This is a genomic window from Mesorhizobium kamtschaticum (assembly GCF_056174585.1).
This window is the reverse complement of the sequence record NZ_CM149691.1, coordinates 4,264,974-4,281,734: the sequence shown is the minus strand read 5'-3', so window position 1 is coordinate 4,281,734 and position 16,761 is coordinate 4,264,974. Positions and strand designations below refer to the sequence as shown.

The window sequence follows — 16,761 nt, the reverse complement described above, 5'->3', positions numbered from 1 at the left end:
AAACATTCCCCGGTTAAGATTGCGGAAAGAGAGGCCAGGCATTGCCCTGCTCATAACAGCCGAAGTAGCCGCCGCGTCAGCACTCTCCAGGCAGTCAAGGGCACGTCGATCAGGCCCGGCATCGGGTCCTTTGCCTGGAATGTCGCCCATGCCCGCACTTTGGCGAATGAGCTGAAATAGGCCCGCTTGGTCAGCCTGCCGCTCGAGATCAGCTTGACGGCCGCCACCATGTCCCGAACCAGATACATCCAGGACGTATTGGGCCGTGCTGCAGCTGTCTTTACCGCCTGGCCCGATTTGATCGCCCAAAGCATGGCGCCGAGATCGATGCCGGCGGCGGCGCCCAGTCCAAACCATGTCCAGGACCGTGGATTGACGTCGAGCACCTTCATCGAGCCATCACGCGCGTCGCGCTTGAATTCGACCTCGACCAGTCCGTGATGCGCGATCGACCCAAGCAGCCGGCGCGCGGCCTCGATCAGTTGCGGTTCGTCGACGACCTCCACGAAGGTGCTGGTATAGCCGAAATCGACCGGATATTGGCGCGTGCGGCGGGCGGTGAATTCCGCCACCGGCGCGCCCTCGTTCCACAGCGCCGCGTAGGAGAACTGGCTCTCTCCGCCGCCCGGTATCATTTCCTGAACCACGACATTCTCGCTGCCGATCTCTTCGGCAGCCCATCTGTAGGCTGTCAAAAACGATGCCTTGTCATGGGTGAGAACGGCCTTGGCGCGCGCAAAACGGCTGCGCCCGCCCATGTTCGGCTTCAGGATGACGGGAAAGCGAAGTTCGGCTGCCTCTGCCTGCTCGAGCGACGTGATCGCATAGGTCAGCGGAACGGCAAGCCCCAGTTCGCGCGCCCGGCGGTAGAGAAGCGGCTTTTCACAAACCCATTTCAGCTGCTGCCATGGCGGCAGCACCACGTCGAACACGGCGGACAGCTGGTCGATCGATTGCGACACAAAACGAACTTCAGGGTCGCCGCCGGCGATCAGCAGAAAGCCGTCAAGCCCCTCAACCTTGGCCAGATCGAGCAGGAAGGCCACGGCACCATCGTCATCGGGGCCGGGCCACGTCATTGTCCGGCGGGCATATCGCGAAAAGCTGGGCAACGGCGTGTCGTTGCTCACCAGCCAGGCAGGCACTTTCTGAACGCCGAAGCTCCTGACCAATGCCAGCGTCCCGTGCGCCCCACCAAGAATGAGCACCCCGGCGGGCCGACTGGGAACACGATCGTCCGTCTCTGGCTGGGGATGCATCTGTCAATTCCGGCAAACGGCACACTATGGCAAGGTTCCCGGCGAACCGATTGACCGCCCGCAATATTTAAGCGAACTCTAATAATTCAAACCGCCCGGTACTGCTGATTGTCCTCAGTCAGGCAATGGCATTGAAAGCACACCCCATATCCCTCGGCAATAGCCGCCGATATCGGAACAGGTAAAACCTTGGCCGATTGTTGCTGCCGTCAGTGGAAAGTCTCGCGCCGGGCTCCGGCCCGGCAACGAGAGTTCGCGCTTGCTGCTAGTTCGTCACAACAATGCGCGTATTGCCGAAGCCCACTTCCCGCACCATCGAATAGAAGGCCGCGGCATTGGCCGTGTGCAGCCGCACGCAGCCATGCGAGGCCGGGCGGCCGAGTTGCCTGACGGCGCCCGTGCCATGGATGGCATAGCCGCCATGGAAGAACACGGAATAAGGCATCGGCGACATATGGTACTTTTTCGAATACCACATCCGCGCCGTGCGCTGCGGCCGGTACGTGCCGCGCGGCGTGAAATAGCCGGGACGCGCGGTGGACACGGTCCACCGGTAAACCGACAGGCCATATCTGACCGTCATCGTCTGCGACGACACATCGATACTTGCTTCCAACATGGCCGCGTAACTTGCGGCCGGCATACCAAACAGCGCGGTTGCCAACATCGCCGCTGCGACTAGAAAAGACTTCTTCATGCGACCAAACCCCTTTGATTGCCCCTTGCCTGCTTGCCATCACTTTGTTTTTCACCTTTTTAATGGCAGTGAACAGATAGCACATACTCCTTGATCAATTCGCCAATCCGAAGCAGCGAATTTGAACGATTTCCCGCGATAGTTGCCGCAACGACACGTCGCACGGACTTGATTGCCGGCGGGCTTGCAATGCAGCGTCGTTCTTTGCTCAACTCTGCCGATGAACGAACGACTCCTGCAAGCAATCGACATCAGGCGCGATGAAGTCGTCGCGCTGACCGCCGACCTCATCCGTTTCCCGACCATCAATCCGCCCGGCGAGGCCTACCGGCCATGCGCCGAATATATCGGCGCGCGGCTGAAGAAGCGCGGTTTTGAGACCGAATTCATCCGCGCCGAAGGCACGCCCGGCGACACCGATCGCTACCCGCGCGTCAACGTTGTTGCGCGCTTCGACGGCCGGTCACCCGGCGCATGCGTCCATTTCAATTCGCATATCGACGTGGTCGAGGCCGGTGACGGCTGGACCGTCGATCCCTTTGCCGGTGTCGTCAAGGGCGGCAGGGTCTATGGCCGCGGCGCCTGCGACATGAAGGGCGGTCTTGCCGCCTCGATCATCGCCGCCGAAGCCTTCATGGAGGTCTATCCCGACTTTCCCGGCGCCATCGAAATATCGGGCACGGTCGATGAAGAATCCGGCGGCTTCGGCGGTGTCGCCCATCTGGCCCGGCTCGGCTATTTCTCCAAACCCAGGGTCGACCACGTCATCATCCCCGAGCCGCTCAACAAGGACCGCATCTGCCTTGGCCATCGCGGCGTCTGGTGGGCGGAAATCGAGACCAAGGGCGAGATCGCGCATGGCTCGATGCCGTTTCTCGGCGACAATGCGGTGCGCCACATGGGCGCCGTGCTAAGAGCTTTCGAGGACGAATTGTTCCCGGCGCTCGACCGCAAGATGACGCGCATGCCGGTCGTGCCCGAAGGCGCAAAACGCTCGACCATGAACATCAATTCCATCCACGGCGGCCAGACAGAGGGTTTCCGGCCGGGCCTACCCTCGCCCAACGTGCCCGATTCCTGCCGGCTGACCATCGACCGCCGCTTCCTGCTCGAGGAAGACCTCGCCACGGTCAAAGGCGAAGTGACCGGCATTCTCGAGCGGCTGAAGCGCGAGCGCAAAAAATTCGACTACGAGATCCGCGACCTTATGGAAGTGCTGCCGCTGATGACCGAACGCGACGCGCCGGTGGTCAAGGCGGTGGCGCAAGGCATTCATGCGATCTTCGACCGCGAGCCCGACTACGTCATCTCGCCCGGCACCTACGACCAGAAGCACATTGCCCGCATCGGCCACATCTACGACTGCATCGCCTATGGACCCGGCATTCTCGACCTCGCCCACCGACCGGACGAGTGGGTCGGCATAGAGGACATGGTGGAATCGGCCAAGGTGATGGCGATCGGGCTCAACGTGCTGCTGCGCGGCACAACTGGATGAGCGGCCCGCGGCGCAAAAACATTTCTCCTGGCGCGGTGCGACAGCACGAAACGCAATTTACTCCCGCGCGAAATCACGCTTCTATCCGCCGGCTTGAGCATTTGAGCACATAGGGAGTTCAGCGATGAAACTGTGGAAGACCCTTCTGGCCGCTGCCGTGCTGGCGTTCGCAACCGCCACTTCGGCGTCTGCTGCCCGGACCGATCTTGTCATCGGCATTCCGCTTGAACCCCCGCATCTCGATCCGACGGCGGGAGCGGCCGCGGCAATCAGGGAAGTCACCTACGCCAATGTGTTCGAGGGCCTGACCCGAATCGGCCCCAATGGCGAGGTTCTGCCGGATCTTGCCGAAAGCTGGACCATTTCCGATGACGGCAAGGTCTACACCTTCAAGCTGCACACCGGCGTGAAATTCCACGACGGCGCCGATTTCAGTGCCGTGGACGTGAAGTTCTCGCTCGACCGTGCTCGCGCGGAAAACTCCCTCAACGCGCAAAAGCAGCTCTTTGCCGCCATCGACAAGGTCGAAGTGGTCGACCCCGCCACCGTGAAGGTGACGCTCACACACCCGCAGGGCTCGTTCCTCTATAATATGGGCTGGGGCGATGCGGTGATCGTGTCGCCGAAATCCGCCGACACCAACAAGGAAAAGCCTGTTGGCACCGGCCCCTTCAAATTCGAAAGCTGGGCCAAGGGTTCATCGGTCACCCTGGTGAAATCAGATCATTACTGGGGCACCCCTGCTTTCCTCGAAAAGGTCGAGTTCCGCGTCGTTCCCGATGCCGCGGCGGCGGTGCCGGCGCTGCTTTCCGGCGACATACAGGCTTTCCCGTTCTTCGATCCCGACAGCGTCTCCCAGGTCAAGGACGATCCGCGCTTCAAGGTGGTGGTCGGCGCGACCGAAGGCGAGACCATCTTGTCCATCAACAACAAGAAGCCGCCCTTCGACAAGCTGCAGGTGAGGCAGGCGATCTCCTATGCGCTCGACCGCAAGGCGATCATCGACGGCGCCTCGGCCGGTCTCGGCCTGCCGATCGGCTCGCATATGTCACCGGCCAACAAATATTATGTCGACCTCACCGGCCGCTATCCGCACGACGTGGCCAAGGCCAAGGAACTGCTCAAGCAGGCAGGACTGGAGAACGGCTTCAAGGCCACCTTGAAGCTGCCGCCGACGTCCTATGCGCGGCTCGGCGGCGAGATCATCGCCTCGCAGCTCCGCGACGTCGGCATCAACCTCGAGATTATCCCCGTCGAGTGGGCGCAGTGGCTGGACCAGGTGTTCACCAAGAAGGACTACGACCTGACCATCGTCTCCCATACCGAGCCGAACGACATCGATATCTATGCGCGCAAGGACTACTACTTCAACTACGACAACCCCGCCTTCAACAAGGTCATCGCCGATCTGGACCTGACGTCCGATGAGGCCAAGCGCAAGGAATTGTATGCGCAAGCGCAAAAGATCCTGGCCGACGACGCCGTGGTCGGCTTCCTCTACGAACTGCCCAAGGTCGGGGTCTGGGACGCCAAGCTGCAAGGGCTGTGGGAAAACGCGCCGATTCCTGCCAACGACCTGACCAAGGTGAAGTGGAGCGAGTGAGGCTCTCTCGGTTTCGTCATCCTAGGGCGAAGCAGGCGCGCAGCGGCTGCGTAGACCCTAGGATCCATTCCGTGACTTGCGAGCGCCCCGCGGCGCAGAATCTGGGAGACGCAGCAGTGGAGACAGAAAGAGGCGACGCTGGTTTTGGACCGTCGCGCTCTTTGATCTCTGTCACGGCATGGATCCTGGGGTCTCCGCGACGGAGCTTCGCTCCTGCTTCGCCCCAGGATGACGACGCTACCGTTGTCGTAAAGCATCCATGACCGCCTATCTCCTCAAGCGCCTGGCCATCTCGCTTGCCACGCTGGTCTTGGCTTCCATCGTGGTGTTCGCCGTGCTCGAAATCCTGCCCGGCGACCCGGCGCGGCTGATGCTGGGCATGAACGCTAGCGCCGACCAGGTCGAACTCCTGCGCAACCAGATGGGCCTCAACGCGCCGCTTGCCTTGCGCTATTTGCACTGGGCCGGCGGCCTGCTTAGCCTCGATTTCGGCCGCTCCTACACCTATTCGGTGCCGGTCATCGATCTCGTGCGTGAACGGCTTGCCGTCTCGCTGCCGCTTGCGCTGATCGCACTCGCGCTCTCCACCATCATCGCCATTCCCGTCGGCCTGTTTTCCGCCAGCCGGCGCGGACGGGCCGGCGACACGATTTCCATGGGCGCGGCACAGCTTGGCGTCGCCGTGCCCAATTTCTGGTTCGCGCTGATGCTGATCTACGTCTTCGCCGTCTGGCTGCGGCTGGTTCCGGCCGGCGGCTTTCCCGGCTGGAGCGCGGGCATCTGGCCGCCACTGAAATCCCTGCTTCTGCCGGCGATCGCTCTTGCCTTGCCGCAGGCGGCGATCCTGACGCGCGTCACCCGCTCGGCGCTGATCGAGGTGCTGAACGAGGACTATATCCGTACCGCCCGCGCCAAGGGCCTGCCCTACCGCGCCGTTCTGTGGCGGCATGCGCTGCGCAACGCCATGATCCCGGTGCTGACCATTCTCGGCCTGCAATTCGCCTTTCTGCTCGCCGGCACCATCATCATCGAGAATGTTTTCTATCTCCCCGGCCTCGGCCGGCTGGTGTTCCAGGCGATTACCCAGCGCGACCTGATCGTCGTTGAAAGCGTCGTCATGCTGCTGGTCGCCGCCGTCATTGCCGTCAACCTCGTCGTCGACCTTTCCTATGCGGTCGTCGATCCGCGCCTGAGAAGCCGGCAATGACGCTGCACGTCGACATGTCAGAGGAGACGTTCAGCTCCATCCTGGCCAAGGCATTCAGGAACACGGCCTTCGTCACCGGCTTTGTCATCACCTTGCTGATCCTGGCGATGGCTGTCGTCTCCTATGTCTGGACGCCTTACGACGTGACGAAGCTGGTCATAGCGGACAAGACGCAAGGCCCGTCGCTGGCGCATTGGTTCGGCACCGACCATTTCGGCCGCGACATCCTGTCGATGATCATGGTCGGCGCCCGCAATTCGATTGCCGTGGCGCTGGTCGCGGTCGGCATCGGCATGGGCATCGGCGTGCCGCTCGGCGCTTTCGCCGCGGCGCGCGGTGGCCTCGTCGACGAGGCGCTGATGCGCATCAACGACCTCGTCTTCGCCTTCCCGGCACTGCTATCGGCGATCATGATCACCGCTATCTTTGGGCCGGGCGCCGTCAACGCCATCATCGCCATCGGCATCTTCAACATTCCGGTCTTTGCCCGCGTTGCCCGCGCCGGCGCGCTGGCAATCTGGCCGCGCGAGTTCATCCTTGCGGCGCGTGCCGCGGGAAAAAGCAGCACGCAGATATCGATCGAACATGTACTGCCCAACATCGCCACGCTGCTGCTGGTGCAAGGCACCATCCAGTTCGCGCTGGGCATCCTGGCCGAAGCCGGGCTTTCCTATCTCGGCCTCGGCGCGCAGCCGCCAATGCCGAGCTGGGGCCGCATGCTGTTCGACGCGCAGACGCGCATGGTGGTGGCGCCGTGGATGGCGATCTTTCCCGGCATGGCGATCGTCATCACCGTGCTCGGCCTGAATCTCCTGGGCGATGGTATCGCCGACATCCTCGACCCGAAATCGCGGCGGCAGCGATGAGCTTGCTGGAGATCGAGAACCTGTCGCTCGCGATCGGCGACACGCCGATCCTGAAAGGCATCGAACTCTCCGTCGAGCCCGGAGAGGTGATGGGACTGGTCGGCGAATCCGGCTCCGGCAAGTCGATGACCGCACTGACGCTCATGCAGCTGCTGCCACACGCCGCGCGCGCCACCGGTCGCGTCACCTTCGACGGCATCGACATTCTCGGAGCAACCGAGGACCAGATGTGCGCGCTGCGCGGCGACGACATCGGTATGGTGTTCCAGGAGCCGATGACCGCCCTCAATCCGGTCAAGACCATCGGCGAACAGGTGGCCGAAGGCATACGCTGGCACACCAAGGCCACCCGCGCGGCGGCTGAAGAGCGGGCGCGCAAAATGCTCGACCGGGTGGGACTGCCCGAAGCAAAATTCCCGCTGTCACGCTATCCGCATGAACTATCCGGCGGCCAGCGCCAGCGCGTCGTCATCGCCATCGCCTGCGCGCTGAAACCCAAGCTCTTGATCGCCGACGAGCCTACGACGGCGCTCGACGTCGTGCTGCAAGCGCAAATCCTCGACCTCTTGCGCGATCTCGTCGCGGAGAGCCGCATGGGCCTGCTGTTGATTTCGCACGACCTTGCGGTGGTGACCGAGATGGCCGACCGCATCACCATCCTGCGCCATGGCGAGGTGATGGAAGCCGGCGACACCGCGCGCACGCTGTCGGCGCAACTCCACCCCTACACGCGCCAGCTGGCGCAGGCCTCGATGCATGTGCCGGCGCGCGCCAAGGTTCACGCTGTCGGATCGGCCAAGCCACTGCTCGAGGTCGAAGGCGTGACCCGCGACTATCCCGGCCGCCGCACCTCTCTGTTCAGAGGCGCCGGACCGATCCGCGCCGTTGACGACGTTTCGCTATCGTTGGCGCCTGGCCAATCGGTGGCGCTGGTCGGCCGCTCCGGCTGCGGCAAGTCCACGCTTGCCCGGATGATCCTGGCGCTCGACAAGCCGACCTTGGGGGCGATCCGCTTTCGCGGCGAAACCATCACCGGCAAGAGCGAAGCCGAGCTGAAGCCGGCCAGGCGCGACATGCAGGTTGTGTTCCAGGACCCCTACGGCTCCTTCGATCCGCGCCAGAAGGTCGAAAAACTGGTCGCCGAACCTCTGCATGTGCTGGAGAAGAAACCGACGCGCGCCGAGCGCCGCGAGATGGTGGCGCATGCGTTGCACGAGGTCGGCCTCGATCAGCGCGACATGGACAAGTACCCGCACGAATTTTCAGGCGGCCAGCGCCAGCGCCTGTCGATCGCCCGCGCCATCATCACCCGTCCCAAGCTGGTCGTTGCCGACGAGCCGGTCTCGGCGCTCGATGTTTCGATCCGCGCCCAGATCCTCGACCTGTTCGCCGAGCTCAACCAGAAGCTCGGCATCGCCTACCTCTTCATTACCCACGACCTGACCGTTGCCCGCGCCATCACCGACGAGGTGCTGGTCATGCATGACGGCAAGATCGTCGAGCGCGGCAAGACCAGTGAGGTGCTCGATCATCCGCAATCCGAAGCAGCCAAGGCGCTGGTCAGCGCCGCTCCCGATTTGCACCGGGCGATCGCGCGCCGAATGCGGGAACAGGGGTAACAGGTGAAAGCAGCTCGACAGGGCAACCGTATTTTTCAGAGATACGTATAACCAAGCGCTTCGATCAACTGCATTTGTACATAATTCTCGTTCCAAGGGTCCATCGTTGCAGACTTGCCGGTCAAGTTGGGATGACCTGCTGGGTTGTTGACTTGCCATAAGTGCCACAACCTATCGACTTCGGCATGATGTAGCCAAAACACGGGATCAACAGGAGAGAGGGACGTATTACTCATGATCCCGCCAACCCAATCATGCACATGATTATGCGCAGGCAATGACGACCCATCTGCTCGCTTCCCCCAACCTTCGAGCCCAAACGTAAACAATGCAAAATCGTCATCGACATCAAACCACTTTTTCTGATCGAGAAAATTCGCCAAAATGTAGTCTATGTCCGCCTGAGTAGGTTTAGGTGGGGGAGCCTTCTCCGTTCTCGCAGAAGGTTTTGAGTTATTGCCGGGCAGTTTTGCTGGTAGGAACTTGTCTAACCACACGGGAAACGGATCTGCCCAGTGCCAATAGGGCAAGGTGATCACATCCGCCGCTCCTGGTCTCAGCTCACCGTCCGCTGCGGTCAGCATCCGTTCAAATTCCAACACATATCGCCGATGCCATGGAAGGAACCGCAGCAAACCTAGTTTTCCCATGGATCCATGCATCATATGTTTCATATCCGCATGGATCATAACAAGGCTGGCATATTTGCCTTCATCAACGATCTTCTGAGCCGCATTCTTGAAATGATTTTGCTCATCTGACGTAAGTAATTTTTGATCTCGTCTTACGGTGAGCTGAAGTTTTACGGCGTCGAACGTGATCGTTCCAGAAGCAATTTTCTTTCGGAGGCTTAGCACTGCCTCCGATGGTGGAGGCGATGGTTTCGGAGGTTTGCCCCTTCGCAATTGCCGAGCAACAAAAGCGCTCGGAAAATCAAAATTCGTAAATCCTATTCGGTGACCTTTGCTCTTGGATTGGGTATCCATACGGGCTCCATTGGCTTCAATTTCGCACAATCGGCGGGAGAGCGAAGCCCATATTATACCAAAGTGATATAGTGAAAAGACGATTCCTTATCGGCTACAGAAACAAAAATAGCATATGCGCAATTCTTGCCCCACCAAGAATCGAAATCATCTTTATTTGAAAATAGGAATTAAAAGAAGGACGTGAGAGCCTCCGTCCATTCGTCGCGACCGAAGGTGAAAGCCGATCACTCTTCCGGCTTCACCACATCGACCGGGCTGATGTCGAGCAGGTCGAGCGTGCGGCGCAGCAGGCGCACCTCGCTCTCGGCAAGTTGCGAATCCGCCTTGGCGATCTCCGCCATATGCTGGGCCAATTGCTTGCGTCGCTCAACATCGAGATCGCGAAACAGCGCGATTGCTTGCGAGCCATTGGTCTCGTAGCCGAACTCATTGAGATATTCGATGACGGCGTCGATACTGGTTTCCGGAATGCCGAAGGCATCCTTGCAGATGCGCCGGAAGGCAACCATCTCGCTCTCGCTGACCGTGCCGTCGGCCAGGATCATGCGGAAGAGCATCAAGAGTTCCGCCGACAGCACCGGATCGTCCGCGACCTTGCGCACGCCGGGGTCGCCGTCAAAGATCGAGCGTATCTGGTCCAGCAATGCGAATGCCATCATGGCCTCTTTCCGGGTTAACGACACACAAATACAAATCCACGCGCGATGCGCTTGGATAGAGGTAGCGCGGAATCGGCCTTGCGCAAACAGGGCTGTCGTGGTCGAACGCCGTTATCCCGCCGACCGGACGTCTCCACACATCAGATGATCGACCTCACCACCCCGACAATCGCCATGCTCGCCTTCGCCGCCTTTGCCGCTGGCTTTGTCGATTCGATTGCCGGCGGCGGCGGGCTGATCACCATCCCCGCACTGCTGCTTGCCGGTTTCTCGCCGGTCGAGGCGCTTGGAACCAACAAGCTGCAAGGCATGTTCGGCTCCGGATCGGCAACCATCCACTATGCCTCGAAGGGCCATGTCGATCTGCGCCGGCAATTGCCCTCGGCGCTGCTGGCACTTGTGGGGAGTGCCATCGGTGCGCTGCTGGCCACCATCGTGCCCGGCGACCTGCTGCGCGCCCTGCTGCCACTGGTGCTGATCGCCATTGCCCTCTATTTCGCGCTCAAGCCCAACATGAACGATGTCGACCGGGCCGAACGCCTGTCGCCATTCCTGTTCGGACTGACCCTGGTGCCGGTCATCGGCTTCTATGATGGCCTGTTCGGCCCCGGCGCCGGCTCCTTCTACATGCTGGCCTTCGTCGCCCTTGCCGGCTACGGCGTGCTCAAGGCGACTGCGCACACCAAATTGCTCAACTTCGCCTCCAACATCGGCGGCTTCATAGTCTTTGCCGCTGTCGGCGTCATCTCCTGGAAGATCGGCCTGATGATGGGCGTTGCCCAGTTCCTCGGCGCCCGCGTCGGTGCCAGCCTCGCCATGCGCATCGGCGCCAAACTGATCAAGCCGCTGCTGGTGATCGTCTGCGTGGCGCTGGCGGTGAAGCTGCTGGCCGATCCGGCCAATCCGCTGCGTGTGATGATTGGTGTGTGATAGACTGCCACTGTTCGAATCATGTTGAGGAGGAGCCAAACATGAATCTCAGCGCACCCACACAGATCGTTTTCATCATTGCAGTTGTTATCGCCATCATCGGCGTTCTCGCAGCCCTTGGCATCTTGGCCTTCATACCATTGGCCTCGGTCTGGATCGTAACCATCGCTTTCGTCGTCCTGGCCGGAGGCTGCCTGATGCGCGGCGCCTGACAAGTTTCCCTTGAAGTGGGGACGGAGAGCGCTCGGCCCAAAAGCCGGGCGCTTTTGATTCCGGCCCATGGCTATCTCTTTGTTTTGACGCAATTCCGGACGGAAAACCGTCTCACACTTTTCCTGGAATTGCTGTAGATTTATCTCGGCGGAAGGATGGCCGATGCCGATCGAGATGCAGCGCCGGAAGGAACAGGACCGCTCCATCGCAGGGCGTTTCGAGATGCGCCGGCGCCTTGCCGATCCTGCACTTGATGGCATCATCACCGACATTTGCGGCTATCGTGAAATCGCGGTCGGCCATTTTCGCAATGTCGAATACGCCTCGCTGACCGTGCCGCTGGTGATCAGTTTTGCCGAGCCCTTCGCCATCGGCCTCGGCAAGACGCCCGGCGACAATGACCGTTTCGCCAGTTTCGCCGCCGGCCTCTTTGCCGGACCGGTGATGATCGGTCCTTCGGCGCCGCTTGCTGTGTGCAGGTCAACTTCACCCCGCTTGGCGCGCGCCGTTTCTTCCGCTTGCCGATGAGCGAACTGACCGACAGCATGGTCGTGCTCGACGACGTGCTGGGCGCTGAGGGCATGGCGCTGCGCGAACAGCTTGGCAATGCGCCGGACTGGGCGTCACGCTTCGACCTAGCCGAAGCCTTCGTCGCCGCCCGTCTTGCGAGCGCCGCCGAAACGCCGTTGGAAATCGCCTGGGCCTATGACCGCATCATCACATCAGGCGGCCGGACCCGCGTTGCATCGATCGCCGAAAGGCTGGGCTGGAGCCGCAAACACCTCGCGGAAAAATTCACCGACGCAACCGGCATCGGCCCAAAACGCTGTCGCGCATCGTTCGCTTCAACCGGGCGCTTCGCCTGTCGCGGCAGCAAACGGTGGACTGGGCCGACATCGCCGCCGATTGCGGCTATGCCGACCAGGCGCATCTGGTGCGCGAGTTCCGCGACCTCGCCGGCGAGACGCCGACGGCACTTCTCGGCAGGTAACATTTCTTCAAGACGCTGGAACGGCCTTCGAACAGAGTGATGCATGTCGCCCAAAAGTGCGCAGCGGTTTTGGGACAACGACATGCACAAACAGGATTCATTGACCAACCCAGATGAAGGAGTTCCTATGCCCACCACCACTGAAGCCCCCCGCCTCTACCCCGCTTTGCGCTATAAAAACGCGGCGAAAATGATCGACTGGCTCTGCGAGGCCTTCGGCTTCAGCGTCCGCGCCCGCTATGGTGAAGGCGATGTCGTGCACCATGCCGAACTGGTCTTCGGCTCCTCAATGATCATGCTGGGCACGGTGCGCGACGACGACTACGGCAAGATGGTCGGCGAACCCGGTTCAGGCGGTGGTAAGTCGATCTATATCGCCGTCGACGATGCCGATGCGGCGTATGCCAAGGCCAGGAAAGCCGGCGCCACCATCATTCAGGAATTGACGAACCGCGACTATGGCAGCCGCGAATTCATCTGCCGCGACCCGGAAGGCAGTGTCTGGTCGTTCGGGACGTATTGGCCGAAGGCGGGAGACAAGGGCTGAACCGGTAGCGCTACGGGTTCGAGATTGGCCGGAAGCGCCCCCACCTTCGTCATCCTAGGGCGAAGCAGGAGCGAAGCTCCGTCGCGAAGACCCTAGGATCCATTCCGTGACCTTTATCGAAGGATGCAGCGGAGCAGAATTCTGAACCGTTGCAACGCCTTAACCTCACGGAATGGATCCTCGGGTCTGCGCTGCGTCGCTACGCTCCTTGCTCCGCCCGCGGATGACGACGCGGGGGGCGTTTATCGCTAATTGCCAAGGTGGTTCGCCAACGGGCCCCTACCTAGCCAGCCCGAAAAGCGCGTCACAGTCGAGGTGGTTCTCCAGCTCGGCCGCGACGTCGTCCAGCGCCCGCTCGACTTCGGCGCGATAGTCGATGCCGCCGCCCTTGATGCCGAGGCTTTCGAGGAATTTCCCGCGAAAGCCGTCGGCGCCGAACAGGCCGTGCATATAGGTGCCGATGACCTTACCGTCGGTAGAGATCGCGCCGTCCGCGACACCATTGATGATCGCCGACGGCCGCATGGTGTCCGGGCCGATGGTGCGGCCGAGATGGATTTCGTAGCCTTCGAGCGGCAGATCGAATTGGACCGAGCGGGCGCTGACATTGCGCACGGTCTTCTCCGGCTCCATCACCGTTTCGATATCGAGCAGGCCGAGCCCTTCGGCCTCGGTGACGCTGCCCTCGATACCGTCGGGATCACGCACCCGACGGCCAAGCATCTGAAAACCGCCGCAAATGCCGACGACATGGCCGCCGCGCTTGCGGTGCACGGCAAGATCCCGGTCCCAGCCATTCTCGCGGAATTTCAGGAGATCGCCGATCGTCGATTTGGAGCCGGGGATAACCACCAGCCCGGCATCGGCCGGTAGCGGCTTTCCCGGCGGCACGAACACCACTTCGACCTGCGGTTCGGCCTTGAGCGGGTCGAGATCGTCGAAATTGGCGATACGGCCAAGCATCGGCACCGCCACTTTCAGCGCGCTCGCCTCACCGGATGCCAGTCGCTCCAGCACCACCGAATCCTCCGAGGGCAACCGCGCTGCCGCCTTCAGCCATGGCACGACGCCAAAGCAGCGCCATCCGGTGAATCTTTCGATCGCCTTCAAACCGTCGTCGAACAGCGAAACATCGCCGCGGAACTTGTTGATGAGATAGCCGACGATCATGCGCCGGTCCTCTTCCGGCAGGATCAGATGCGTGCCGGCGACCGAGGCGATGACGCCGCCGCGATCGATGTCGCCGACCAGCACAACCGGCACATCGGCACGCGTGGCAAAGCCCATATTCGCGATGTCGCGGCTTCTGAGGTTGATTTCGGCCGGCGAGCCGGCGCCCTCGACGATGACCAGATCGGCGCCCTCGCCCACCTTGCCCCAGGAGTCCAGCACGGCGTCCATCAGCCGGACCTTCAGCGCCTGGTAGTCGCGCGCCCGCGCCTCGCCGAACACCTTGCCCTGGACGATGACCTGCGCGCCGACATCGGTCTGCGGCTTGAGCAGCACCGGGTTCATATGGACCGATGGCGCCACGCCGCAAGCGATCGCCTGCAGCCATTGCGCGCGGCCGATCTCGCCGCCGCCATGGTTGTTGTCGCCGGGAATGTCGGCGACCGCGGCATTGTTCGACATGTTCTGCGGCTTGAACGGCCGCACCTTCAGACCACGCTTTTTCGCGGCGCGGCAAAGGCCTGCGACCAGCACCGTCTTGCCGACATCCGAACCCGTGCCTTGCAGCATGATCGCTTTGGCCATCAGTTCTGGCCCTGCGTCGCGGTTCCGGTGATCGTGGATTTCTGCGCCAGCGGCCCGTCGCGCCAGATGTAGAGCGCCAAAAGCGGCGCGTTGCCGGTTCGCATGGCGTGGTTGACATTCGAGGCATGGTGCACGATCTCGCCGGCCTCCCGCTCGCGAAAGCCGCCCTCGCCCATCCGCCATTCCGTGCCGCCCGTCAGCGGAATGTAGATTTCCTCGGCAACATGGTGGTGATCAGGATAGACGATACCAGGCCCGAGGATCAGCAGGCCGGCGGCCACCGCGTCATTGGCGAAATGGCCGCGTGTGCCGAACATTTCCAGCCAGCCGTAATTGTCGATGAAGGCCTTGCCGAAATCAGCCTCGGTGTAGGTCTGCCCCCAATGCAATTCGTTGCGCTGCTCCGCCAGAACTTGAACCAGCGGCTTCGCATCGGATGGCGCCAGTTCGGCGGCGCGATCGAGATGATGCAGGCAGCCGAGCGGATGCGGCTCCAGCGCGCGGGCCGGCATGTCCCAACCGATGCGTGCCACGGCGTCGCGTACCAATGCGTCATCCACGCAAGCGAGATAGGCGTGGAAGCGTCGCAGCAGTTCATCGAATTTTGTCGTCACATCTCGCTCCGGACATACATTGATGCACAGCCGCTCCGCAGGGGATCGGGTTGCGCGGCGGCATCATTGGTCTAGATTGGTGCGCGCGCAAAGCCAAAAACGACAGGCCAGCGGGCTAGCTGGCCAGCACATAGGGAGCACGCCATGGACGCCGCGGTCGATGCGAGCACCAGCCAGTTCGAACTCAACGAGGAGCAGCGCGCCATCCAGGAGATGGCGCAGTCCTTCGCCGCTGATCGCGTCGCGCCGAACGCGCTCGACTGGGACCGCAGGAAGCATTTTCCCGCCGATGTGATCCGCGAGACCGGACCGCTCGGCCTCGGCGGCATCTATGTCAGGGACGATGTCGGCGGCTCGGCGCTGGGCCGCCTCGACGCCGTGCTGATCTTCGAGGCGCTGTCGCACGCCGATCCTGCCTTCTCGTCCTTCATCTCGATCCACAACATGGTGGCCTCGATGATCGACCGCTTCGGCAATGACGAGCAGCGCCAACGCTTCCTGCCAAAGCTGACTTCGATGGAATGGCTGGCAAGCTACTGCCTGACCGAACCGGGCTCCGGCTCCGATGCCGCGGCGCTGAATACGCGCGCGGTGAAAAGCGGCGGCGACTATGTCCTCAACGGCGCCAAGCAGTTCATCTCGGGCGCCGGCGACAGCGATGTCTATGCCGTCATGGTGCGCACCGGCGCCGACGGGCCGAAAGGCATTTCCACCATCGTCGTGCCCGAAGATGCGCCCGGCCTCTCCTTCGGCGCCAACGAGCACAAGATGGGCTGGCATATGCAGTCGACCCGCCAGGTCATCTTCGAGGACTGCAAGGTGCCGGCGGAAAACCTTTTGTCGGGTGAAGGCGCCGGTTTCGGCATCGCCATGGCCGGCCTCGATGGCGGCCGGCTGAACATCGCCGCCTGTTCGCTGGGCGGTGCGCAGTCGGCGCTTGACAAGGCGCTAACCTACACGGCCGAGCGCAAGGCTTTCGGCTCGAAGATCAACCAGTTCCAGGCGCTGCAGTTCAGGCTGGCCGACATGGAGACCGAGCTGCAGGCCGCGCGCATCTTCCTCTATGCGGCGGCCTCCAAGCTCGACCGCAAGGCGCCCGATGCCGGCAAATGGTCTGCCATGGCCAAGCGTTTCGTCACCGACACCGGCTTCACCGTCGCCAACGATGCGCTGCAATTGCTTGGCGGCTACGGCTATCTGCACGACTACGGCATCGAGAAACTGGTGCGCGACCTGCGCGTCCATCAGATCCTCGAAGGCACCAACGAGATCATGCGCGTCATCATCGCCCGCGCCTTGATCGGGCGCTGAAGC

The 16,761-nt window shown here is 61.9% G+C and carries 15 protein-coding genes and 1 pseudogene; 10 read left to right on the top strand and 6 right to left on the bottom strand.

The window, feature by feature from the left end:
* Positions 1-50 precede the first annotated feature (50 nt).
* Both AC0V7N_RS21090 and AC0V7N_RS21085 read right to left on the bottom strand, forming a co-directional pair.
* The gene (locus tag AC0V7N_RS21090; RefSeq protein ID WP_475450340.1) at positions 51-1,259 is read right to left on the bottom strand and encodes a carboxylate--amine ligase; all 1,209 of its coding nucleotides are present in this window, start codon (positions 1,257-1,259) and stop codon (positions 51-53) included.
* 265 nt (positions 1,260-1,524) lie between these two features.
* Complete coding sequence (locus AC0V7N_RS21085) at positions 1,525-1,956, bottom strand: L,D-transpeptidase (RefSeq protein WP_475450339.1); 432 nt, start codon at positions 1,954-1,956, stop codon at positions 1,525-1,527.
* A gap of 220 nt (positions 1,957-2,176) precedes the next feature.
* Here AC0V7N_RS21085 and AC0V7N_RS21080 point away from each other — a divergent pair, with 220 nt between their 5' ends.
* The 5 genes from AC0V7N_RS21080 to AC0V7N_RS21060 all read left to right on the top strand — a co-directional run bounded on the left by AC0V7N_RS21080 (position 2,177) and on the right by AC0V7N_RS21060 (position 8,749).
* Positions 2,177-3,454, top strand: a complete 1,278-nt coding sequence (locus tag AC0V7N_RS21080) for an acetylornithine deacetylase/succinyl-diaminopimelate desuccinylase family protein (protein ID WP_475450338.1) — start codon at positions 2,177-2,179, stop codon at positions 3,452-3,454.
* A gap of 124 nt (positions 3,455-3,578) precedes the next feature.
* Positions 3,579-5,057, top strand: coding sequence for an ABC transporter substrate-binding protein (locus tag AC0V7N_RS21075; protein WP_475450337.1), 1,479 nt, complete (start codon positions 3,579-3,581; stop codon positions 5,055-5,057).
* 259 nt (positions 5,058-5,316) lie between these two features.
* On the top strand, positions 5,317-6,264 hold the full coding sequence (locus tag AC0V7N_RS21070) for an ABC transporter permease (RefSeq protein ID WP_475450336.1): 948 nt from the start codon (positions 5,317-5,319) through the stop codon (positions 6,262-6,264).
* The gene (locus AC0V7N_RS21065) at positions 6,261-7,130 is read left to right on the top strand and encodes an ABC transporter permease (RefSeq protein ID WP_475450335.1); all 870 of its coding nucleotides are present in this window, start codon (positions 6,261-6,263) and stop codon (positions 7,128-7,130) included. The genes AC0V7N_RS21070 and AC0V7N_RS21065 overlap by 4 nt, the downstream gene beginning before the upstream one ends.
* A complete protein-coding gene (locus AC0V7N_RS21060; RefSeq protein WP_475450334.1) occupies positions 7,127-8,749 on the top strand; it encodes an ABC transporter ATP-binding protein in 1,623 nt (540 codons plus the stop codon). The genes AC0V7N_RS21065 and AC0V7N_RS21060 overlap by 4 nt, the downstream gene beginning before the upstream one ends.
* Positions 8,750-8,784: 35 nt before the next feature.
* On the opposite strand, the gene AC0V7N_RS21055 is transcribed toward AC0V7N_RS21060, so the two are convergent.
* The gene (locus tag AC0V7N_RS21055) at positions 8,785-9,735 is read right to left on the bottom strand and encodes a tyrosinase family protein (RefSeq protein WP_475450333.1); all 951 of its coding nucleotides are present in this window, start codon (positions 9,733-9,735) and stop codon (positions 8,785-8,787) included.
* A gap of 227 nt (positions 9,736-9,962) precedes the next feature.
* Positions 9,963-10,394: a TerB family tellurite resistance protein gene (locus AC0V7N_RS21050; RefSeq protein WP_172227975.1), complete on the bottom strand. Its 432-nt coding sequence runs from the start codon at positions 10,392-10,394 to the stop codon at positions 9,963-9,965.
* Between the two features lie 147 nt (positions 10,395-10,541).
* Here AC0V7N_RS21050 and AC0V7N_RS21045 point away from each other — a divergent pair, with 147 nt between their 5' ends.
* From AC0V7N_RS21045 to AC0V7N_RS21030, 4 genes and pseudogenes are all read left to right on the top strand, one after another.
* Entirely contained in the window at positions 10,542-11,327 is a 786-nt protein-coding gene (locus AC0V7N_RS21045; protein WP_475450332.1) for a TSUP family transporter, read from the top strand.
* 41 nt (positions 11,328-11,368) lie between these two features.
* A complete protein-coding gene (locus tag AC0V7N_RS21040; protein WP_081850490.1) occupies positions 11,369-11,539 on the top strand; it encodes a hypothetical protein in 171 nt (56 codons plus the stop codon).
* A 163-nt stretch (positions 11,540-11,702) separates the two neighbouring features.
* A pseudogene (locus tag AC0V7N_RS21035) lies at positions 11,703-12,531 on the top strand (helix-turn-helix domain-containing protein).
* A 127-nt stretch (positions 12,532-12,658) separates the two neighbouring features.
* Positions 12,659-13,078: a VOC family protein gene (locus tag AC0V7N_RS21030; protein WP_496628019.1), complete on the top strand. Its 420-nt coding sequence runs from the start codon at positions 12,659-12,661 to the stop codon at positions 13,076-13,078.
* A gap of 279 nt (positions 13,079-13,357) precedes the next feature.
* On the opposite strand, the gene AC0V7N_RS21025 is transcribed toward AC0V7N_RS21030, so the two are convergent.
* Both AC0V7N_RS21025 and AC0V7N_RS21020 read right to left on the bottom strand, forming a co-directional pair.
* Positions 13,358-14,833: a cobyric acid synthase gene (locus tag AC0V7N_RS21025; protein ID WP_475450330.1), complete on the bottom strand. Its 1,476-nt coding sequence runs from the start codon at positions 14,831-14,833 to the stop codon at positions 13,358-13,360.
* Positions 14,833-15,447: a dimethylsulfonioproprionate lyase family protein gene (locus AC0V7N_RS21020; protein ID WP_475450329.1), complete on the bottom strand. Its 615-nt coding sequence runs from the start codon at positions 15,445-15,447 to the stop codon at positions 14,833-14,835. The genes AC0V7N_RS21025 and AC0V7N_RS21020 overlap by 1 nt, the downstream gene beginning before the upstream one ends.
* Before the next feature lie 144 nt (positions 15,448-15,591).
* Here AC0V7N_RS21020 and AC0V7N_RS21015 point away from each other — a divergent pair, with 144 nt between their 5' ends.
* On the top strand, positions 15,592-16,758 hold the full coding sequence (locus AC0V7N_RS21015; RefSeq protein ID WP_475450328.1) for an isobutyryl-CoA dehydrogenase: 1,167 nt from the start codon (positions 15,592-15,594) through the stop codon (positions 16,756-16,758).
* Positions 16,759-16,761: the final 3 nt, after the last annotated feature.